This is a genomic window from Kribbella sp. NPDC026611, from assembly GCF_040638345.1.
Classification (GTDB): domain Bacteria; phylum Actinomycetota; class Actinomycetes; order Propionibacteriales; family Kribbellaceae; genus Kribbella.
The window spans coordinates 217108-238019 of record NZ_JBEZYC010000005.1; the positions used below are offsets into that span (position 1 = coordinate 217108).

At 67.7% G+C, this 20912-nt stretch carries 18 protein-coding genes; 5 read left to right on the plus strand and 13 right to left on the minus strand.

The window, feature by feature from the left end; translation table 11 throughout:
* Nucleotides 1-70: 70 nt before the first annotated feature.
* A complete protein-coding gene (locus tag AB0E69_RS22660) occupies nucleotides 71-1261 on the plus strand; it encodes an acyl-CoA dehydrogenase family protein (protein WP_360149201.1) in 1191 nt (396 codons plus the stop codon).
* On the opposite strand, the gene AB0E69_RS22665 is transcribed toward AB0E69_RS22660, so the two are convergent.
* Complete coding sequence (locus AB0E69_RS22665; protein WP_360149204.1) at nucleotides 1258-2253, minus strand: winged helix-turn-helix domain-containing protein; 996 nt, start codon at nucleotides 2251-2253, stop codon at nucleotides 1258-1260. The two genes, AB0E69_RS22660 and AB0E69_RS22665, sit on opposite strands and share 4 nt — an antisense overlap.
* 111 nt (nucleotides 2254-2364) lie before the next feature.
* Between AB0E69_RS22665 and AB0E69_RS22670 the strand changes: the two genes are divergently transcribed.
* Nucleotides 2365-5118 carry a BTAD domain-containing putative transcriptional regulator gene (locus tag AB0E69_RS22670; RefSeq protein ID WP_360149207.1) on the plus strand — a complete coding sequence of 918 codons (2754 nt, stop codon included), beginning with the start codon at nucleotides 2365-2367 and terminating at the stop codon, nucleotides 5116-5118.
* A gap of 70 nt (nucleotides 5119-5188) precedes the next feature.
* Here AB0E69_RS22670 and AB0E69_RS22675 read toward each other — a convergent pair whose 3' ends face one another.
* Complete coding sequence (locus AB0E69_RS22675; RefSeq protein ID WP_360149210.1) at nucleotides 5189-6208, minus strand: winged helix-turn-helix domain-containing protein; 1020 nt, start codon at nucleotides 6206-6208, stop codon at nucleotides 5189-5191.
* 200 nt (nucleotides 6209-6408) lie between these two features.
* Nucleotides 6409-7515: a magnesium and cobalt transport protein CorA gene (locus AB0E69_RS22680; protein ID WP_360149213.1), complete on the minus strand. Its 1107-nt coding sequence runs from the start codon at nucleotides 7513-7515 to the stop codon at nucleotides 6409-6411.
* Nucleotides 7516-7590: 75 nt separating this feature from the next.
* Between AB0E69_RS22680 and AB0E69_RS22685 the strand changes: the two genes are divergently transcribed.
* Together AB0E69_RS22685 and AB0E69_RS22690 are read left to right on the plus strand one after the other, a co-directional pair.
* Nucleotides 7591-8145, plus strand: coding sequence for a general stress protein (locus AB0E69_RS22685; RefSeq protein ID WP_360149216.1), 555 nt, complete (start codon nucleotides 7591-7593; stop codon nucleotides 8143-8145).
* Between the two features lie 112 nt (nucleotides 8146-8257).
* Nucleotides 8258-8764 (plus strand): MaoC family dehydratase, encoded by a 507-nt coding sequence (locus tag AB0E69_RS22690; RefSeq protein WP_360149219.1) that lies wholly within the window; start codon nucleotides 8258-8260, stop codon nucleotides 8762-8764.
* Between the two features lie 8 nt (nucleotides 8765-8772).
* On the opposite strand, the gene AB0E69_RS22695 is transcribed toward AB0E69_RS22690, so the two are convergent.
* From AB0E69_RS22695 to AB0E69_RS22715, 5 genes are all read right to left on the minus strand, one after another.
* Nucleotides 8773-9060 carry a hypothetical protein gene (locus AB0E69_RS22695; protein WP_360149222.1) on the minus strand — a complete coding sequence of 96 codons (288 nt, stop codon included), beginning with the start codon at nucleotides 9058-9060 and terminating at the stop codon, nucleotides 8773-8775.
* Nucleotides 9061-9203: 143 nt separating this feature from the next.
* On the minus strand, nucleotides 9204-10502 hold the full coding sequence (locus AB0E69_RS22700) for an alpha-L-fucosidase (RefSeq protein ID WP_360149225.1): 1299 nt from the start codon (nucleotides 10500-10502) through the stop codon (nucleotides 9204-9206).
* A 39-nt stretch (nucleotides 10503-10541) separates the two neighbouring features.
* Entirely contained in the window at nucleotides 10542-11390 is an 849-nt protein-coding gene (locus AB0E69_RS22705) for a carbohydrate ABC transporter permease (protein WP_360149228.1), read from the minus strand.
* Nucleotides 11380-12330: a sugar ABC transporter permease gene (locus AB0E69_RS22710; protein ID WP_360149231.1), complete on the minus strand. Its 951-nt coding sequence runs from the start codon at nucleotides 12328-12330 to the stop codon at nucleotides 11380-11382. Before AB0E69_RS22710 ends, AB0E69_RS22705 begins: the two co-directional genes overlap by 11 nt.
* Entirely contained in the window at nucleotides 12330-13601 is a 1272-nt protein-coding gene (locus AB0E69_RS22715; protein WP_360149234.1) for a sugar ABC transporter substrate-binding protein, read from the minus strand. The genes AB0E69_RS22710 and AB0E69_RS22715 overlap by 1 nt, the downstream gene beginning before the upstream one ends.
* Before the next feature lie 177 nt (nucleotides 13602-13778).
* Here AB0E69_RS22715 and AB0E69_RS22720 point away from each other — a divergent pair, with 177 nt between their 5' ends.
* A complete protein-coding gene (locus AB0E69_RS22720) occupies nucleotides 13779-14540 on the plus strand; it encodes a FadR/GntR family transcriptional regulator (protein ID WP_360149237.1) in 762 nt (253 codons plus the stop codon).
* Here AB0E69_RS22720 and AB0E69_RS22725 read toward each other — a convergent pair.
* The 5 genes from AB0E69_RS22725 to AB0E69_RS22745 are packed head-to-tail and all read right to left on the minus strand — an operon-like array spanning nucleotide 14446 to nucleotide 20904.
* Nucleotides 14446-16245: a xylan 1,4-beta-xylosidase gene (locus AB0E69_RS22725; protein ID WP_360149240.1), complete on the minus strand. Its 1800-nt coding sequence runs from the start codon at nucleotides 16243-16245 to the stop codon at nucleotides 14446-14448. The genes AB0E69_RS22720 and AB0E69_RS22725 overlap by 95 nt on opposite strands.
* A gap of 17 nt (nucleotides 16246-16262) precedes the next feature.
* Nucleotides 16263-17837, minus strand: coding sequence for a glucoamylase family protein (locus AB0E69_RS22730; RefSeq protein ID WP_360149243.1), 1575 nt, complete (start codon nucleotides 17835-17837; stop codon nucleotides 16263-16265).
* Nucleotides 17838-17852: 15 nt separating this feature from the next.
* A complete protein-coding gene (locus AB0E69_RS22735) occupies nucleotides 17853-18665 on the minus strand; it encodes a carbohydrate ABC transporter permease (protein ID WP_360149246.1) in 813 nt (270 codons plus the stop codon).
* On the minus strand, nucleotides 18665-19609 hold the full coding sequence (locus tag AB0E69_RS22740) for a sugar ABC transporter permease (RefSeq protein WP_360149249.1): 945 nt from the start codon (nucleotides 19607-19609) through the stop codon (nucleotides 18665-18667). The genes AB0E69_RS22735 and AB0E69_RS22740 overlap by 1 nt, the downstream gene beginning before the upstream one ends.
* Complete coding sequence (locus tag AB0E69_RS22745) at nucleotides 19609-20904, minus strand: sugar ABC transporter substrate-binding protein (RefSeq protein WP_360149252.1); 1296 nt, start codon at nucleotides 20902-20904, stop codon at nucleotides 19609-19611. The genes AB0E69_RS22740 and AB0E69_RS22745 overlap by 1 nt, the downstream gene beginning before the upstream one ends.
* Nucleotides 20905-20912: the final 8 nt, after the last annotated feature.

The following is a 20912-nucleotide window of genomic DNA, read 5'->3' on the forward strand; positions in this document are numbered from 1 at the left end:
GGTGTCACACCCTGACCGGGATGCTGAGAACCGCGATACTCGCGGGTAAGCCGGTCGAAGGAGGCGCAGCATGAGCAGGTTGCAGCAGACCGAGGGCCTGACCGACATTCAGGAGGAGATCCTGAAGACGGTCCGGGCCTTCGTCGAGGCGGAGATCCTCCCGGTCGCCACCGAGCTCGAGCACCGCGACGAGTACCCGACCGAGATCGTCGAGGGCCTCAAGGAGCTCGGCCTGTTCGGGCTGATGATCCCCGAGGAGTACGGCGGCCTCGGCGAGTCGCTGCTCACCTACGCGCTCTGCGTCGAGGAGATCGCCCGCGGCTGGATGAGCGTCTCCGGCATCATCAACACGCACTTCATCGTCGCGTACATGCTGCTGCAGCACGGGACCGACGAGCAGAAGCAGAAGTACCTGCCGCGGATGGCGACCGGTGACGTCCGGGGGGCGTTCTCGATGTCCGAGCCGGGCTGTGGCTCCGACGTGGCCGCGATCAAGACCAAGGCGGTCAAGGACGGCGAGAGCTATGTCGTCAACGGCCAGAAGATGTGGCTGACCAACGGCGGCTCGTCGAACCTGGTCGCCGTCCTGGTCAAGACGGACGAGCAGCAGGACTCCGTCTACAAGAACATGACCACCTTCCTGGTCGAGAAGGAGCCCGGGTTCGGCGAGGTCGACAAGGGCCTCACGGTGCCGGGCAAGATCGAGAAGATGGGCTACAAGGGCGTGGACACCACCGAGCTGGTGTTCGACGGCTACCGGATCGACGCCGGGCAGATCCTGGGCGGCGTACCGGGCAAGGGCTTCTACCAGATGATGGACGGCGTCGAGGTCGGCCGGGTGAACGTGGCCGCGCGCGGCTGCGGGGTCGCCCGGCGGGCGTTCGAGCTGGGCATCTCGTACGCGCAGCAGCGGGAGACGTTCGGCAAGAAGATCGCCGACCACCAGGCCGTGCTGTTCCGGCTGGCCGACATGGCGGTCAAGGTCGAGGCCGCGCACGAGCTGATGGTGAAGGCGGCCCGGAAGAAGGACAGCGGCTCGCGCAACGACTTCGAGGCGGGCGTGGCGAAGTACCTGGCCAGTGAGTACTGCGCTCAGGTCGTGGAGGACTCGTTCCGCATCCACGGCGGGTACGGGTTCTCCAAGGAGTACGAGATCGAGCGGCTGTACCGCGAGGCGCCGATGCTGCTGATCGGTGAGGGCACGGCCGACATCCAGCGGATGATCATCGGCCGCCGGCTGCTCGAGGACTACAAGCTCTAGCCCGCTTGGGCGGCCGGAGCGAAGCCACCGGTCAGCACGGCCTTGCCCAGCGGGGTCAGGTCGTGGCGGACGGCTTGCCCGGCGCGGCGGGTGCTGATCAGACCTGCGTCGCGCAGGATGCCCGCCTGGCGGCTGGCTCCGGCCAGTGAGATCTGACAGCGCCCTGCCAGCTCGGTCGTCGTACAGCCGTCCGCGATCGCCTCGAGTGCGGCTGCTCGGGTCGCACCGAGCAGCGCGGCGAGCGGCTGCGACCTCTCGTCCAGCGACGTACGTCGGAGCATGCCCGGCGCGTACTGCACCGGGTAGACCAGCACTGGCGGCAGGTCCGGGTGGTGCAGCTTGGTCGGCGTACGCCAGCAGAAGACCGACGGCTGCAACCGCAGCCCGCGACCGTCGAGGTGAACGTCGCGGTCGACCGAGAAGCCGGAGATCTCCAGCACAGGTGCCTTCCAGCGCACGGAAGGGTGCAGTTGCTGGAGCAGCTCAGCCACGCCGGCACCGGACATGTTGCTGACCTGCTGCTGGTGGTCGGTGCGCACCAAGGACCGGATCGACTCCCAGTAAGGCTCTACGGCGTAGTGGTGGTACACCCGTAGCGCCTGGCCCAGGCCGTGGACGGCGTCGGACCGGCCGGTTGCGAGCTCGCGGGTCCAGGCGGTACGCGGACGGCGTACGGCGAGGAGCTCGAGGTCCTCCTGCAGTCGTTGCGACGGTGTGGACAGGACCTTGTCCAGGGCCTCGTCGAAGTTGCCGCTGCGGTCCGCTGGGGTGAGGAAGTCGGGGGAGTACCCGCGTGGTGGCGCCAGCTGCAGCAGCCGGACAGCAGACCGGGGCAGGCTGCGCCGGGCCCGCTCACGCCAGTTGCCGTAGTGGGCCGCGCCGTCGCGACCTTGCAGCTGGTGGAGACTGAGGAGGATCTCCCACATCGGGTCCGGCTCCTCGGCCACGGTCGTCCGGGCCAGGTCTTGACCGGTGAAATGTATCCGCAGCAAATGGACCTCCCCTCTCCTCCGCCGATGATGCCGAACACCCCCTGTCAGCGGGCTGTCACGACCCTCCGGGCGGTACCGTGGAGCGGTTGGGAGCCGGGAAAGTGGAGGCAGATGACGCAGACGTCCGGGAGTGCGCGGGTAGCGGTCCGCCTGTTGGGCGGCGTGTCCGTGCGCATGGACGGTCGGCCGGTCGAGCTCGGTGGCGATCGGATCCGGGCGCTGCTCGCCGTGCTCGCGCTCGCAGCCGGTGAACCCGTCTCCACGCCGGTGCTCGCGGAGCGCATCTGGGGCGACGGCCCACCCGCCCACGTCGGACCGAGTCTGCACACGCTGATGACCCGCCTGCGTCGCGTGATCGGTGCTGACCTGGTGACGACCGGGCAGGCCGGCTACAGCCTGCAGTTGGACCCTGAGCAGATCGACGTGCACCGCTTCACCCGGCTGCTGCGCGTGGCCGCGGAGACGGACGATGCGTACGACGCGCTCCGGGCGGCGCTGGCCGAGTGGGGTGGGCGGCCGTTCGACGGCGTACGGTCCGAGTGGCTGGAGAGCACCGAGGCGCCGCGGCTGACAGAGCAGTACCTGGCGGCCGTAGAGCGCCGTACCGATCTCCGGGTCGACGAGCGCGACACGGGCGAGGTCCTCGCTGAGTTGCGTGAGCTGACGACGACCTATCCGTTGCGAGAGTCGCTGTGGGTCCGCTTCCTTCGGTTGCTGGCAAAAGTTGGAAGGGCGGCCGAGGCGCTCGAGCTTTATGAGTCGGTGCGGGTGCGGATCGCCGACGAGCTCGGTGCGGACCCGGGTGCGGAGCTGCAAGCGGTGTACGCCGAGTTGCTCGCCGGTGCGCCCAGCACGCCGGCTGTGCCGAGGCAGCTCCCCGGGGACCTGCCCACGTTCACCGGGCGGACCTCGGCGCTGGACTTCCTAGACGACGTACTGCGCAGCGAGCGATTGGACCAGAGTGCCGTCATCGTTGCGATCGACGGGACCGGCGGGAGTGGCAAGACGACACTGGCGGTCCACTGGGGCTACCAAGTGCGGAAGCACTTCCCGGACGGACAGGTCTTCATCAACCTGCGCGGCTACAGCGCAGGTGGTCTACTCGAGCCGCATGAGGCGCTGGCGGATCTGTTGCTGGCTCTTGGCGTGCCGGCGGACCAAGTGCCGGGTGCTACCGAGGCGCGGTCGGCCATGCTGCGGACGGTGCTTGCGGACAAGCAGCTGCTACTGGTGCTCGACAACGCACGCAATGCTGCTCAGGTCCGTCCGCTGCTGCCGGGTGCCGGTGGGTTCGTGATCGTGACGAGCCGGAATCAGCTGCGTGGTCTGGTGGCGCGCGAGGGCGCACGACGGCTCAGCCTGGGGCTCATGTCGGCTGAGGAATCGACAGAGCTGTTGGCTCGGGTCGTGGCCGGCCGCCGTTACGACGCGGCGCAGCTAGCCGAGTTCGCGGAGCTGTGCGGAAGGTTGCCGTTGGCATTGGTCGTCGGCGCCGAGCGGGCGAGCCGGAGTCGCAGTACCGACATCACCAAGCAGTTGGCGGCTGCGAGCGACCGGCTCAGTGCCCTGGAGATCGGCGACGACGAGCTGAGCAGCGTGCGGGCCGTGCTGTCGTGGTCCTACCAGGCGTTGCCGCCCGATGCGGCCCGGTTGTTCCGGATGCTCGGCGCCTATCCGGCCGCCGTGTTCGGGCCGCCGGCAGCAGCTGCGCTGGCTGGGGTGGACGAGGCCGAGGTAGACCACTTGCTCGACCTGCTGGTCGAGGTGAACCTGCTGGAGCAGGTGTCGCCGGCGTCGTACCAGCTGCACGACCTGATCCGGCTGTACGCCGCTGGGTTGGAGCGGCCGGAGGAGAACCAGGAGGCGTTCGCCCGGTTGCTCGACTGGCTCGCACATACGGCTCAGTCCGCTCGGTTGGCGCGTGGCGGGGTGATCCGGTTCAAGCTGCTGAAGGACCCGCTGCCTGGTGTCCGGCCGATGACGTTCGCGTCGAGTGCCGACGCGCTGGACTGGTTCCGGCAGGAGTGGAGCACCCTGCTCGCCGCAGTGATCGTCGGTGCGGACCGCGGTCAGCACCGGTTGGCCGCCTGTCTCGGCAGCGAGCTGTGGGACTACCTGGAGCAGCAGCGGTCGCCGAGCGCGGCGGTGCTGGCGGCCCACGAGACCGCAGTACGGTCTGCCGCGTTGACCGGAGAGCCGTTGCTGCAGGCGATGGTGGGGAACCAGTTGGCTGTCGGGTACGGGCTGCTCGGCCGGGTCTCCGACTCGCTGGCGCAGTTCCACCGCGCGCTCGAGCTGATGGAGTCGACCGGGCAGCGGACCGGGATCAGCATGCTGCACAGCAACATCGGCATGACCTACCGGCAGACCGAGGATACCGACAAGTCGGTGTACCACCTGAAGCTGGCGATGGACTACAGCGACGACGACCGCTCGTACGGCTCCGCGCAGAACAACCTGGCCCACACCTACAGCGACCTCGGCCGGCACGAAGAGGCGGTTGCGAACGCGCTGGAGGCAGTGGAGCGGCACAGGTCGGTCGGCTACCTCCGCGGCGTCGCCTATGCGCTGGATACGGCCGGGTACGCCTTCATGCAGTACGGCGCCTTCGAGCAAGCGGTGCCGTACCTGGAGGAGTCAGCGCGGCTGTGTCGCGAGCTTGAGCTGGGCGCGGCCGAAGTACCCACGCTGGTGTCGCTCGGTGAGGCCTATCAGGCGCTGGGACGCGACGACGAGGCGCGGTCCACGTGGCAGCAGGCCCTGGTCGCGGCTGACCGGCAGGGGCCGTCCAAGCACTTCGACCGCGAGAAGATCGTTCGACTGCTCGATCAGCAGTACGTAGCCGCGGTCAACGACGCAGGCTGACGAGACCGACGGCACGCCGGGCCGACGAGCGGGGCGGTGCCAGTCGGCCCAACGTGCGGCGGGACCTTGGTCAGACCGGCACCCGGGCCGGTGCGTGGCGGCTGTTGCCGGACCCGTAGCCGGACAGCAGCCAGATGCCCAGCTGGGTGATCTCGTGCCGCACCGATGCGCCGGCCCGACGGGTGGTGATCAGCCCCGCCTCCCGCAGTACCGTCGCCTGGTGGCTCGCGGCCGCCGGTGAGATCTGGCACCGCTTGGCCAGCTCGGTCGTCGTACACCCGCTGACGGTCGCCTCCAGCGCGGCGGCCCGGGTCGACCCGAGCAGTGAGCCGAGCGGGTCGGTCGACGCCATCGGTTCCATCGACGCCTGCCGCAGGATGCCGGGCGCATGCTGGATCGGATACACCAGAATCGGCTTCAGATCCGGATCCCGCAGTTTGGTCGGTACCTGCCAGCAGAACGCCGACGGCTGTAGCTCGATCCCCCTGCCATCGAGGTACAGATCCCGGTCGTTCATGTCGAGCACCTGCAGCACCGGGGCGACCCAGCGCACCCGGGGATGGATCGACGACAGCAGCCGGTCCACCCCGTGGCGGGCCAGCGCCTCGCCACGATGGGCGTGGTCCGCGGACACGTGCGTCCCGATCGACTTCCAGTACGGCGCGATCGCCGCGTCGTGGTACGTCCGGATGGCCCGGCCGAGCTTCCCCAGCGCGGCCCGGTTGCCCTGCGCCAGCTCTCGCGTCCACGGCGAGGCCGGGCGGTAGCGGCCGAGCAGGTCGAGCTGGCTGCGCAGCTGCTGCCGCGGTGTGGCCAGCGTCAGCTCCAGCGCGGTGTCGAAGTCCGGTGTGGACTCGGCCGGGGTGAGGAAGTCAGGGGAGTACCCCTTGGGCGGTGTCAGCTCCAGCAGCAGCCGCATCTGGTCCGGCGCGACCTTGGTCCGCACCTGCCGGCGCCAGTCCTCGAAGATCAGCCGGCCGTCCGAGTGCTGCAGTATGTGCAGACTGAGCAGGACCTCCCACAGCGGAGCCGGCTTGGTGGCGACCGTGACCCGGGCCAGATCGCGTGGCGTGAAGTGGATGCGAAGCACGACAGACCCTCCCTGTGGTCACGACATCCCCCGATGCCGCCGGTCGCAGATCGTGGCTGCCCGCTGACCGAACGCGATGCGGAAATTCAATCAAGGTAGTGGATTGGTCCACAACCGTTTGAACATTCCAAACAGGTAGTACTCCCGGCCATGGCAGAAGGTTGCCAACACGCCGTTCGCTTGGTAATGAACCTGGCGGTTCAGAGCCAGTGGTTCCGCTTGAACAGCCGGTACAGGACGTAGCAGGCGCCGGCCATCACGCCGAGCACGACGAAGTACGCGTACTTCAGCCGCAGCTCGGGCATGTTCTCGAAGTTCATGCCGTAGATCCCGGCGATCATCGTGGGGACGGCGAGGATCGCCACCCAGGACGAGATCCGGCGCATGTCCTCGTTCTCCGCCACCTGCAGCTGGGCCAGGCCGGCCTGGAGGATCGAGCTGAGCAGCTCGTCGAACGAGATGACCTGCTCCTTCACCCGCTGCAGGTGGTCGTCGACGTCACGGAAGTAGTTCCTGGTCTCGTCGGCGATCAACGGGTTCCGGACCGTGGAGAGGGCTCGCATCGGCCCGGTCAGCGGAGCCACGGCCCGCTTCAGCTCCAGCACCTCACGCTTCAGCTGGTAGACGCGGTCGATGTTGCGCCAGCCGCGCGGGGTGAACATGGACGTCTCGATCAGGTCGATGTCGGCCTGGACGGCGTCCGCCACCTCCAGGTAGCGGTCCACCACGTGGTCGGCGATGGCGTGCAGTACGGCGCCCGGTCCGGCCGCCAGCCGTTTCGGCTCGCCTTCGAGCTCGTGCCGCAGGCCGGACAGCTCACTGTGCTCACCGTGGCGGACGGTGACCACGAACCCGGGTCCGCAGAAGACCATCACCTCACCGGTCTCCACGACCTCACTGGTAGCGGTCAGGTCGCCGTGCGGCACGTAGCTGACGGTCTTGAAGACAGCGAAGAGAGTGTCGCCGTACCGCTCCAGCTTGGGCCGTTGGTGCGCCTCGGACGCGTCCTCCAGCGCCAGCGGGTGCAGGCCGAACTCCTTGCCGATGATGGCGAGCTGGTGGTCGTTCGGCTGGAACAGGCCGATCCAGACGAAGCCCTGCCCGCGCCGAGCCCGGACCAGGGCCTCGGTGTAGGAGCTGACCCGCTCGTCGCGCTTGCCCTCGCGGTACAGCCCCCAGTCGACCAGGGCGCCTTCCAGCTTGCCGGCGACGACGTCGTCGGGCGGCCGGACGTCACCGCCGACCCGGCGGGCGAAGAGCTCTCCTACCCGGCGTGTCGCGCCCATGTCCCACCTTCGCCCGGCCATCACGGCGAGGCTATCAAGACGCGGTAACCAGCCGTCGGCAATGATGGGGGTGGAAGCACGTGGAGAGGAACGACGATGACCACGCAGGGCATACCAGCGATGGACCCCCGGCCGAGCGGCCTGACGATCGGGACGTACGACACCTACCGGGAGGCGCAGCGAGCTGTCGACTACCTCTCGGACGAGAAGTTCCCGGTCGAGCACACGACCATCGTCGGCAACAACCTCCGGCAGGTGGAGAAGATCACCGGCCGGCTCACCTGGGGGCGTGCCCTGGCCGCGGGTCTGGCCAGCGGTGCCTGGTTCGGTCTGTTCGTCGGACTGCTGCTGGGGCTGTTCACGAGTGGTAACTGGCTCGCGGCGCTGCTGACCGGTGTGGTGCTGGGCGCCTTCTTCGGCCTGGTGTTCGGTGGATTGAGCTACGCGCAGTCGGCCGGCCGACGCGACTTCACGTCGCGGACCGCGGTGGTGGCGACGACGTACGACGTTCTCTGCGACTTCAAGTTCGCTGAAGAGGCGCGGAACCACCTGGCCAAGCTGGCGCTGAAGGGCGAGGTCAACCCGCTCGTGCCGGAGCAGCCGGTGCCACAGCAGCCGGTGCAGCAGCCGGTCCAGCGGCCGCAGGACTGACCCTTTCCGGCGGGAGAGGTGACGCATCTCTCCCGTCGGTGAGAGCCAGACCACGGACCGCACTGGTCCGGTTCCGGCAGCATGGGGGTTCACCTGTGGAGAAGGAGCCGGCATGCAGTTCGGGCGCAGCTACGAGGAGTTCGAGGTCGGTGCGGTCTACAAGCACTGGCCGGGCAAGACGGTGACGGAGTACGACGACCACCTGTTCTGCCTGCTCACGATGAACCACCACCCGCTCCACCTCGACGCGCACTACGCCGAAGAAACGACCCAGTTCGGCAAGAACGTTGTCGTCGGCAACTATATCTACTCGATCCTGCTCGGCATGTCCGTCCCGGACGTCAGCGGCAAGGCCATCGCCAATCTGGAGATCGAGTCCCTCCGCCACGTCGCCCCTACCTTCCACGGCGACACCATCTACGGCGAGACGGTCGTCCTGGACAAGTGGGAGTCCACGTCCAAGGACGACCGAGGCATAGTCCACGTAGAAACCAAAGGCTACAAACAAGACGGAACCGTAGTCTGCCTCTTCCGCCGCAAGGTGATGGTCCCCAAGAACAACTACCTGGAAGCCCGCGGCGGCGAACAGCCCGGGCGCCCGGTGCCCGCGGGCGACTGAGGACCTGATCAACCGCCGATCTCGGCGGCGACGGGGAGAACGGTGAGCACAGGCTCAGCGCCCACCGACCTGAACAACGCCGGTGCGGCCGGCGGTTCGGGCGCGCTGCGCATCGCGTCGAGCGCAGCCTGGTCGCGCCAGAGGGTCTGGATCCGCCAGTGCTCGTCGTCCTCCCGCAGCAACCACGACTGCACCAGCCCGTCCGGCACCGGCGCTTCGCCCAGCTTCCGGTAACCGTCCAGCACTTCCTGTTCCCGAGCGACCGGAACGGCCGCGCGTACCTCGGTCAGGATCATGATTCCCCCTCAGGAGCCGTGCCTTCAGAATGGCACCGTTCGCGGCCTGGAGCGCCGTACGGTCACCGATTTTGTCAGCAGACGAGCGGTCCGTCCGGGGAGGGGAACCCGGGCGGACCGCTCGCCAACCGCGGACCGATGGTCTAGAGGAACAGCTCGATGACCGGGACCAGCACGTTCGGGCGCTGGATCGGCAGCTTCAACGTCAGCGTCTCGGACGAGACGCCGCCCATGGTGGTGTTCTGGGCTTGTTGGTGGGGGTCGTTGACGATTCGTGTGATTTCGGAGGCGTCGTTGAGGAGTTGGGCGTAGCTGACCTTGCCGGCCAGGCCGGGGAGGTGGATGTGGCCCATCGGCCAAGAGAAGAGGTGCAGGTAGAGGCGGTTGCCCTTCTGGGTGAAGCGGCAGTCGACCGGGGCGGTGTACTCCGCGGGGCGGGCGCCGCGGATGGAGCGTTCGTGCAGACGCATCCATTCGCCGATGGACGACAAGGTCGCCAGGGCGCGGGGGTCGAACTCGCCGCGGGCCGTGGGGCCGACGTTGAGCAGGAGGTTGCCGTCCTTGGAGACCGAGTCGACGAGCATCTTGACCAGCGTCTCGGGTGACTTCCAGTCGAGGTTGTCGCGGTCGTAGCCCCAGCTGCCGTTCAGCGTCTGGCAGGCCTCCCACAGCACCGGCTTGCCGTCGCGAACCATCGGGCCGTCCGGCTGGTACTGCTCCGGCGTCACGAAGTCGCCGGGGATGTCCAGCCGGTCGTTGATCAGGATGCCGGGCTGCAGCTCCCGCACCATCGCCATCAGCTTCTCGGACTGCCAGTCGTCCCGGCCCTTGCCGTGCCCGTCGCGTCCGTCGTCGTACTTGCGCCCCGGGTACGAGAAGTCGAACCACATGATGTCGATCGGCCCGTAGTTCGTCAGCAGCTCCCGCGTCTGCGCATGCAGGTACTCCGCGTACACCTGCACGTCTCGCCCCGCCGCCTTCGCGATCGCCTCCTCGTCGTCCCGTTGCGGGTGCACGAGGTCGATCGGGAATTCCGGGTGGTGCCAGTCGATCAGCGAGTGGTAGAACCCGACCCCGAGCCCCTCGGCCCGGCACGCCTCGACGAACTGCTTGACCAGGTCCTTCCCCGCGCCCCACGCCGTGTGCGCGACGGTGTAGTCGGACACCTTCGAGTCCCACAAGCAGAAACCCTCGTGGTGCTTGGTCGTGAGTACGGCGTACTTCATCCCGGCCTCACGCGCCGCCCGCGCCCACTTGGCCGGGTCGTACAGGTCCGGCTCGAAGTGGTCGAAGTACGGCTGGTAGTCCTCGTCGGTCAGCCGCTCGCGGTTCTTGACCCACTCGTGCCGCGCGGGCAGCGAGTACAGACCCCAGTGCACGAACAGGCCGAACCGCCAGTCACGAAACCTCTCCACAGAGGCCGCGGGAGGCGCGTCAGTCATTGTCGATCTCCTTGAAATAAAGGGAAAGAAAGGGAAGGGTTAGCGGCCGCCGAGTCCGGTCACGAGCAGGCCGCGGACGAGGTGCTTCTGCAGGAGTACGACCAGCAGCACGGTCGGGATCATCGCCAGGATCGAGGCCGCCATCATCAGGTTCCACTGCGTGCCCTGCTGGCCGACGAACTGCGCCAGCCCGAGCGGGACGGTGCCCTTGTCCTCGACGCTGTTGATGATGATCAGTGGCCACAGGAAGCTGCCCCAGAAGCTGATGAAGGTGAAGACCGTGAGTACTGCGAGGGCCGGCCGGGCCAGCGGCAGCATGATCCGGAAGAACGAGCCGAACGGCCCGCAGCCGTCCACGCGCGCCGCTTCCTCGAGCTCCGCCGGGACGGTCAGGAAGAACTGCCGCAGCAGGAAGGTACCGAACGCGGTGAACGCCCAGGGCAGGATCAGCGCCCAGTAGCTGTCCACCCAGCCGAGCGACTGCATCAGCCAGTACATCGGCACGATCAGCACCTCCTGCGGCACCATCAGCGTGCCCAGGAACAGCACGAACAGCTGGTCCCGGCCCCGGAACCGCAACCGGGCAAAGGCGTACGCCGACATGCTCGAGGCAGCCACCACCACGAGCGTCCCGGCGACCGCCACGAACAGGCTGTTCAGGAAGTACTTGTCGAACGGCGCGAACGTGAACGCGTCGGCGTAGTTCTTCCAGCGGATCTCGGAGCCGAACAGGTGCGGGGTCGGGGTGAACACCTCGTCGGAGGGTTTCAGCGACGTCGAGACGGCGTACACCAGCGGGCCGAGGAAGACGATCCCGACGACGACCAGCAAGGTGTGCGAGACGCCGCTGCGGACCTTGCGGGCGGCGCTGTTGGTATCAGACGTCATAGTTCACCCACCGCTTCTGCCCGACGAACTGGATCGCGGTGATGCCCATGATGATCACGAACAGCACCCAGCCGGCCGCCGACGCCAGCCCCATCGTGAGGAACTTCCAGCCCTGGTTGTAGACGTACATGACGATGGTCTGGGTGGCCACGCCCGGGCCGCCCTGGGTCAGGATGAACGGCTGCGCGAACACCTGGAACGAGGTGATCAGCGTCATCGTGGTGGCGAAGAACATCGACGGCGTGATCATCGGCCAGGTGATGTAGCGGAACCGCTGCAGCGGGCCGGCGCCGTCGATCTGCGCCGACTCCAGCTGCGACTGCGGCACCTGGTCGAGCGCGGCGGAGAAGACCAGGAAGTTGTAGCCGAAGCCCTGCCAGATCGACATCGCCACGATGGCCGGCATCGCCCAGCTGGAGGAGCCGAGGAAGTTCGGCGCGTTGATGCCGAACCAGCTCTGCAGGCCGCCGTCGATCAGACCACCCGGCTGGAACAGCAGCCGCCAGACCATCACGTTGGCGACCATCGGCGTCATCACCGGGATGAAGAACAGCACCCGGAACGCCTGCCGGCCTTTGATCTGCGGGCCGAGCCAGACCGCCAGCCCGAGCGAGACGACCACGTTCAGCGGGATGTACAGCACCACGAACAGCACGGTGTTCAGCACCACCCGGCGGAACACCGGGTCGTGCAGCAGGTGGGAGTAGTTGCCGAGGCCGACGAACGTGCGCTCACCGAACACCGGCCAGTCGAACAAGCTGATCCCCAGCGCCATCGCGGTCGGGAACAGCGTGAACAGGGCCAGGCCGCCGAGACTCGGGGCCAGGAAGACCGATGCGGACCGGCCGTCCCGGCGCAACGCGGGGCGGCGCCCCGCCCGGGCGGCACGCGAAGGTGCGCCCGGGGGAGCGACGGTGGTGCCGGTGGTGTCCGTGGCCATCAGGAACCAGCGCCCGCCTGGTCCTGGATGGTCTTCAGTGCCTGGTCGGGCGGGATCTCACCGTTCAGCGCCTGGGTCCCGAACCGGGTGAGCAGGTCGGCCACCTGGACCCAGTTCTTCGAGGTGACCAGCGGGATCGAGTGCTCGGAGGCGTAGTCGATGGTCTCCTTGGCGCCGTCGATCTTGGCGGCGGTGAACCAGGCCGGGTGCGCCGCGGTGCGGGACGGGTACGCGCGGCCCGCCTCGGCCAGCGTGGTCAGCGGCTTCTCGCTCGTCATCGACATGATCGCCTGGAAGGCGGCGTCCGGCGTCTTGCAGGACCGGGAGATCCCGAAGCCCGAGCCGGCGGTGTACGTCTTCGAGCCGTCCGGACCGGCCGGGATCGGTGCGATGCCGAGGTCGAACTTGACCTTGCCCTTGGTGTCGATCAGCGACCACGGTCCGTTCAGCTGCATGGCTGCCTTGCCGCCGGTGAACTGCTGGGTCTCGAAGTCGGGGTTGCCGCCCGGCACCTGCGGGGCGATCTTGTCGGTCTTGACGAAGTCGGCGTACTGCGAGAAGCCCTGCTCGAACTTCGGGTCGGTGAGGTTGAGCTTGCCGTCGGCCAGCGGCTCGGCGCCGGTCATGGTCCGCACCCAGGACATTGTGCCCAGGTCGCCGGGGGTCGTCACCAGGCCGCTCTTACCGGCTGCGGTCAGCTTCTTTGCGGCCGCCTTGAAGTCGTCCATCGTCCAGCCCGGCTTCGGGTCGGCCACGCCGGCGGCCTTGAACAGGTCCTTGTTGTAGAAGATCACCATCGGGCCGGAGTCGTACGGGATCGCGATCTGCTTCCCGTCCGCCTTCAGGCCGTCCATGATCGGCTTGTCGAAGTCCTCGGCCTTCATGCCGTACTTCTTCATCAGGTCGTCCAGCGGCACCATCGCGTTGGCGTACGACGCCATCCGCAGACTCTGCATGCCGATGATGCACGGTGCCTTGCCGCCGGCCAGCGTGGTCCCGATCTTCGACCAGTAGTTGTCCCAGGGGGCGCCCTGGAGCTTGACGGTGATCCCGGCGTGATCGGTGTGGGCCTGGTCGGCGACCTTCTGCCAGGCCGCCGTGTCCTCGGCGCCGGCGACCCAGAACGCCCAGGTCAGGTCGGCCTTGTCGGCCGAGCCGGACCCGCCGCCGCTGCCGTTGTTGCCGCCCCCACAGGCAGCCACCGCGACCAGAGCCATCGCCGACAGGGCGGCAGTGGCCCAGCGCCGTGCCCGCGCTGGTGTTCGATTCATCGCTCAACCTCCAGGGGAAAGTTCCAGTGATCCGATCTATATTTGGAAGTCTTCGGGCTAGTCAACAGTTCAGGGCTATACTTCAGCGCGTAAAGTATTGTTTGAGCGCTAACTCCTTCAGAAAGATCGGATGTATAAAGAGCAGACATCGGATCTTTAAGCGGTGAGGGAGGGTCAATGCGGGTCACCGACGAGGCCATCGACCGGATCAAGCAGATGATCGTCGCGGGCGAGCTGCAGCCCGGCGACCGGCTGCCCCGGGAGACGGACCTGGCGGCCCGGCTCGGCCTGTCCCGGAGCTCGCTGCGCGAGGCGGTGAAGGCGCTCGCGATCATCCGGGTGCTGGAGGTCCGGCAGGGCGACGGCACCTACGTGACGAGCCTCGACCCGGCGCTGCTGATGGAGACGATGGGCTTCGTGCTGGACCTGCACCAGGACGCCTCGGTCCTGGAGTTCTTCGAGGTACGGCGGATCCTCGAGCCGGCCGCCGCCGCGCGGGCGGCGCTGCGGATGCCGGAGGAGGACGTGGCCGCCCTGCGCAAGCTGCTCGACGACCTCGGCCCGGAGCCGTCGGTCGAGGATCTGCTCGCGAGTGACGTCGAGTTCCACCGGATGCTCGCGGTGGGCAGCGGGAACCGGGCGCTGGCGTCGATCATCGACAGCCTGCGGCAGCCGACGTACCGGGCGCGGATCTGGCGCGGGCTGACGCAGACGGACGCAGTCGCGCGGACGCTCGCCGAGCACCGGGCGATCCTGGCCGCGATCGAAGGACACGAACCAGAGGTCGCCCGTGCCTGGGCCACGGTGCACATTGCCGGGGTGGAGCGGTGGATCCAGGAGGCGGTCAACCTCGACGCGGACGAAGTTCCACCAGAACTGCGGAAGGCATCGGGAGAGTCAGTTCGACCGTTGCGTCGTGTAACTCCAGTGGAGTACTGACCAGCTTCGTCTGCTCCTTCAGGTCCCTCAGCTGGTCATCCGTTGGCCAGTCGGGGAGCCCTGCAGCGGCTGTCGCCAGGTCGCCGATGCCGATGGCCAGGGTCGTCGCAGTTGCTTCCCAGGACGGATCGATCCCCGGCAGCTGCAGACGAACATTCCGTGACAGCTCGGCAGCGCCGTCTGCCTTGGACTGATCGAGCGTCAGATTCCAGAGCAGTACGGCGATGCGGTCGCGGTCTCGGGATGCCCACGCTTCCACCAGGCTGCCTGCGCCGTCACCGCTCAGCGTGACCGGCAACTCGTCCGGGCCGAGCCGACTGAGCAGGGTCAGCGCGTGGTAGCGCGGTTTCGCCACGCCACCGACGGTCTGGAGGCCGAAACCGCCGTGCAGGAAGCGCGGAGGACGGCCCAGCTCTTCGAAGTGGTCGGACGCGACCCAGTAGGACAGTGCTTCGATCCGCCCGGCGGCCGACCGCATGCCGCGGAGCAGGAAGATCCCCGCGAAGAGGGAGTCGTTGATCGGGTTGAAGTGCCGCGGCGTCACGCCCCACTCGGTCCAGAGGATCCGCGCGTCGCCGTACCCGTGCCGCTCCAGCGATGCCCGCACGTCCAGCGGCGGGCTTCCGTAGGTGTGCGTCGAGATGAAATCGACCGGCGTTCCGTACCGTTTGGCATGAATCAGCAGATCGTCCACCCAGCCGGCCGCGGCGGAGGCCGGGCCGCCGACGGCGAGGCGGGGGTCGACGGACTTCACGGCGGCCGCGGTCACGTCGTACAGCTGCAGCCACTCGGTCTTGGTGCCGGACCAGAAGACCTCGAGGTTGGCCTCGTTCCAGACCTCGAAGTCCCAGGTCAGCACCTCGTCGAGCCCGTACCGGTCGACCAGGTGCTGGACGAGCGCGCGGACGAGGTCGTGCCAGGCGTCGTACGAGGCCGGCGGCGAGATGATCGCGCCGTACTCGAAGACCGTCCTCGTCGGGTCGCTCGCCAGCTCGCGCGGCATGAAGCCGAGCTCGACCACCGGCCGCAGCCCGATCCCGAGCAGCTTGTCGTAGATCGCGTCCACCACGGAGAAGTCGTACGACGACCCGTCGACGACGTGCGTGTCGTCGTGGAAGATCGCGTGCGCGCGGACCGCCCGGACGCCGAGCTCGTTGCGCATCCGGCGCAGCGCGTCCTCGAGCTCGGTCCCGATCTCGTGGCCGCCGGTCCGGTCCGTGCAGAGCAGCTGGCTGAGCCGTTCGCTGCCGATCATCGGCTCCCACGGCCGGTGCAACTCGGTGCCTTCAGCAACCACATCGACGGTCACGGCAACGGCCGGGACGGTGCCATCGGCAACCAGCGGCACGGCCCCGACGGTGTGACTCGGCTTCCCGTGCACGGTCACCTCGGGCACGCTCGCCACCGCATAGCGGTACGGCGTCCCCGGGGTGACCGTGGTGTCGACGTACGGCGGAGCCGGCACCGAGAGCACGTCACCGCTGTGGTGGTCGACCGGCTCCAACGGACCGCGTTCACCGGTGCCGCGAAGGATCAGGTACCCGACCGCGCCGTCCACCGGCGACCAGTCGATCGTCACCTGGCCGATGCCGCCGACCGCCGAGACCTCCTTCGGTGGATCGAGCTCCGGGAAGGCGAAGGCGCGGTCCTCGTCGCTGCGCCGTGCGATCCGGGCGTCCCAGTCGGTCCTGGCGTCCTGCTGCATAGGTGGCGATCTCCTGTCTAGACGAGGCCGGAGCCGAACTGCTCCATCGCGATCAAGGGCCGGATCCGCTGCTCGACCGTGCGGCTGGCGAAGCTCCGCCGGATCAGGTCGTTGCCGAACACGTTGCCGATGGCACCCATCACCATGGCCTGGTCCAGCGACAGGTAGCGGCGCGCGATCAGCCCGGACTTCACTGCGACCGAGTCGAAGAACCCGCCGGCGCCGTACGCGTGCAGGCTGGTCTCGATCTTCCGAAGGTTGTCGATGGCCTGCCGCGGCGCGTAGGACATCGCCAGGAAGGCGGCGTGCGGGGTGACGACGCCGTCGCCGTACGTCGGGTTCGGGTTGGTGCCCTCGCGGCAGCCCTCGAAACCGCCGTCGTAGTTCGTGCCCTCGAGGTCGGACGGGTAGCCGCCCGGGTCCATCCCGATCGGCTCGACGCCGTAGACGGAGTACCCGCCCTTGGGGTTCGAGGCGGGGGAGAAGCCCCAGTAGCCGTACTTCGCGTCGTCGAGTCCGTGCTCGATCTGCGCGCGGACGGTCAGCGGGTGGTTGAGGCCCCAGCTGCGCGGCGCCCAGGTCGCCTCGGGGACGAACAGGTCCGGCATCAGCGACTCGAACATGTCGCCGCCCCAGGACGGAACCAGGCGCATGCCGCGGTACTCGTAGGTGCCTTCGAAGACGTCCAGGCCGAGGTACGTCCGGTGCACGCCCTTCGGCTTCTGCTCGACCCACGACCAGTCGCAGGTGTCCGGGAAGGTCCGGTAGGTGGCGAAGTACTGCGTGTGCGGGACCTGGTTGAGCGCGAAGCCGATGTACCCGGCGATCCGCGCCTCGGTGTTGCAGGTGTCGTAGTGGAACTTGCGGTAGTACACGTCCGGGCCGACGCCGGCGTGGTTGCCCTTGTCGGTCTCTTCGTCCGGCGGCGGGGTCTCGAAGAAGCCGCCGCGCATCAGGCCGCCGGGGCGGGCCGCGGGGTTGTAGTAGAACTTGAAGTTCATCCGGTCGAGGATCGAGTCGGCGAGGACGCGGGCGCGCGGCTCGGCGTTGCGGACCACCATCAGCGCGCAGGCGAACCAGGCGTTGTCGACGCTGGAGACGAACGGCGTGATCGGCCTGGTGCCGTCCGGGTCGACGTGCCGAACCTCGCCGGTGGCTTCGTCGTACCAGTTGAAGTACATGCCGCTGGGCACGTGGTGGACGGCGTTCTTCATCGTGGTCAGCGTCTGGGTGACCCGGCGCAGCGACTCCTGCGGCGAGATGATCCCGAGGTGCCGCGCGACGACCGTGCTCCACAGGTAGCCGCCGATATTGGTCGGCGACGTGTAGTTGCTGCGCACCGGGTTCGTCACCGACTCCCCGATGTTGTCGGCCGGCAGCCCGGTCTTCTCGTCGGTCATCGCAACGATGCTGCGCCAGGTATCCCGAGCCCACCGCCCAACTGTCGCCCGGTCGGCCGGGCTGGGAACCCACCTGTCTTTCGAGCTCTGGGTGTACGCGGACGTTCCCCCGAAAGCGGGTGATTCGACGCCCGTAAGTGCGAGCGCGCCAGTAGAAGCAAGCAAGGTACGTCGACTGATGAAGGCGGTCATCGAAGTCTCCAGGGATTATTTGAGTCCAGTGATGGCGATGCCCTTGGTCACGTGCCGCTGGAAGGCCAGGAACATGACGAGCACCGGTACGACGACCACGACCGCGCCGGCCATCAGCAGGCCGAAGTTCTGCGCGTTCTGTCCGGTCGAGTACAGCGCCAGGGCGACGGGAAGGGTGTACTTGTCCTCGGTCTGGGCGATCACCAGCGGCCAGAGGAAGTTGTTCCAGGAGCCGAGGAAGGTGAGGATGCCGAGCGTGGCCAGCGCGGGCCGGGTCAGCGGCAGCATGATCCGGGCGAAGATGCCCAGCTCGCCGCTGCCGTCCACGCGACCGGCGTCCATCAGGTCGTCCGGCAGCCCGAGGAAGAACTGCCGCATCAGGAACACGCCGAACGGCGAGACCAGGAACGGCAGGATCAGGCCGGGGTAGGTGTTCGCCAGCCCGGCGTTGGTGACGAGCACGAACAGCGGGACGAACGTGACCATGCCCGGGATCATCAGCGTCGCCAGCACCAGCACGAAGAGCGCGTTCCGGCCGCGGAACCGCAGCTTCGCCAGGGCGTAGCCGATCATCGAGCAGAAGGTCAGGTTGCCCGCGGTGACGACCAGCGCGACCAGCGTCGAGTTGACGAAGTACCGCGGGAAGTTCGCCTTGCTGAACAGGTCGCCGTAGTTCTGCGTGGTCGCGTCCTGCGGCCACCAGGTCGGGGGGACGCGGAGCAGCTCGCCCTGCGTCTTGAAACTGCCGAGCACCATCCAGAGGAACGGTGCGGCGACGGCGACCAGACCGAGGACGCCGATCAGGTAGATCCACCAGGTGCGGCGCATCACTTCTCCCTCAGCAGCCGGAACTGGATGAACGTGACGACGGCGATGACGACGAACAGGATGTACGCCATCGACGTGGCGAGGCCGTAGTTGCCGAAGCCGAACTGCTGGTAGGTGTACATCGAGACCGAGATCGTGCTGTTCAGCGGACCGCCCTGGGTCATCACGAACGGCTCCTCGAAGAACTGCAGGTAGCCGATCCCGGTGGTCACGCTGGTGAACAGGACCGTCGGCCGGAGCAACGGCAGGATCAGGTACCGGAACCGTTGCCAGGCGGTGGCGCCGTCGATCTCACCGGCCTCCTCGACCGACTGCGGGATGCCCTGGAGGCCGGCCAGGAAGATGATCATCGCCGAGCCGAAGTTGCGCCAGACGGCCATCGCGATCAGCGACGGCATCGCCCAGGTCTTGGACGCGAGCCAGTTCGGCCCGTCGATCCCGACCCAGCCGAGCACGGTGTTCACCAGCCCGTTGTCCGGCGACAGCACGAACCGCCAGATCACGGCGATCGCCACGATCGAGGTCACGACCGGCAGGTAGTAACCCACCTTGAACAGCCCCTGGAACCGTTTGATCCCGCGATCCAGCAGCACTGCCGCCGCCAGCGCGACCACCAGCGTCACGGGTACGCCGATCACAACGAAGTACCCGGTGTTGAAGGCGGCCTTCTGGAACGTCTCGTCCTGCAACGCCTTCACATAGTTGCCGAACCCAACACCGTCCACCGCGAACGGCGTACGCAGATCCCGCTGCCGGATGTCGGTAAAACTCATCCCGAGCGACCCCAGCACCGGCCCCGCGGTAAACGCGAGGAACAGCACGACGAACGGCAGCGCGAGGATCCAGGCTGCGGCGGTCTCGCGGGTGAGCCTCCGTCGCGGGCCCCCAGGCGGCGGCGTTCGCCGTACCGCCTGGGCCTGCGGCTCCGTGAGTGTGGAGCTCATCAGCTACCGCCGGTGCCGATCTGGGTGGCCTTGGTCTGGATCGCCTTCGCGGTGTCCGCCGGCGACTGGCCTGCCTTGGCCATCTTCTCGATCTCGGTGTCGAAGGCGGTGGCCACCTGCTCCCAGTTGACGATCGCCGGCGGTGCCTTGGCGTCGTCGAGCTGCTTGCCGAAGACGGGCAGCAGCGGATCGGACGAGATGCTCGGGTCCTGCCACGCGCTCTTCACGGCCGGCAGGTCGGACGACAGCTTGAACCACGACGCCTGCGTCTTGGCGTCGGACAGCCACTTCACCAGCTTCCAGGCGCTGTCCTTGTTCTTCGACGCCTTGAACACCACGAAGTCCGACCCACCGACGAACGACGTCGACGTCTTGTTCTTCGGGATCTGGAACACGCCGATGTTCGGCTTGATCTTGTCCCCGCCGACCTTCGCCACCGATCCGGCCATCCACGGTCCGGAGATGAACATCGGCACCTGCCCGTTCGCGAACTGCGCCTCGGTCTGGTTCGGCGGCAGGTCGGTCCCGGCCAGCTTCTCGGTGAAGAAGCTCTGGTAGTACTTGAGCCCCTCCTGCATCTCCGGCGTGTCGAACGTGAACGACTTCTGGTCGTCGCCGGTGATGTTCGCCCCGGCCGACCACGCGAACGGCATCACGGTCTGCCACGACCCTGCACCACCAGGTTGCAGGTTGATCCCGTACTTCGCGCCCGCCTTCTCCTTCATCGCCTTGGCCATCGCCTTCAGCCCGTCCCAGTCGGTCGGGGGCGTGGTGACGCCGGCCTTCGCGGCGAGATCCTTGCGGTAGAACACGAGCCGCGTCTCGACGTACCACGGAACGCCGTACTGCGTCCCGCCGACCTTCGTGGTGTCCAGCGCGCCCGGGTAGAACCCGGAGTTGTCGAACCCCTGCGGTGTCGGGTCGAGCGCGCCCAGGTCGGCGAACTCACCCATCCAGGTGGTGCCGACCATCGCCGCGTCGGGCAGCGTGTTCGCGGTGATCGCGGTGGTGAACTTGTTGTGCGCCGCGTCCCACGGGATCGGGGTGACGGTCACGTTCACGCCCGGGTTGGCCTGCTTGAACTGGTCCAGCAGCTTGGGCAGGTTCTCGCCCTCGGTGCCCATCGCCCAGATGTTCAGGTTCCCGGTCGCAGGCCCTTCGCTGACGGTCGTGGTGGGCTGGGACCCACCACTCGGGGTATCGTTCGACCGTCCGCACCCGGCCAGGGCGAGCGCTGTCGCGGTGAGTGCAGCGCTGCCGATGATGACTCGGCGGCGGATGCTGTGGGTGAACATTGGTTGTC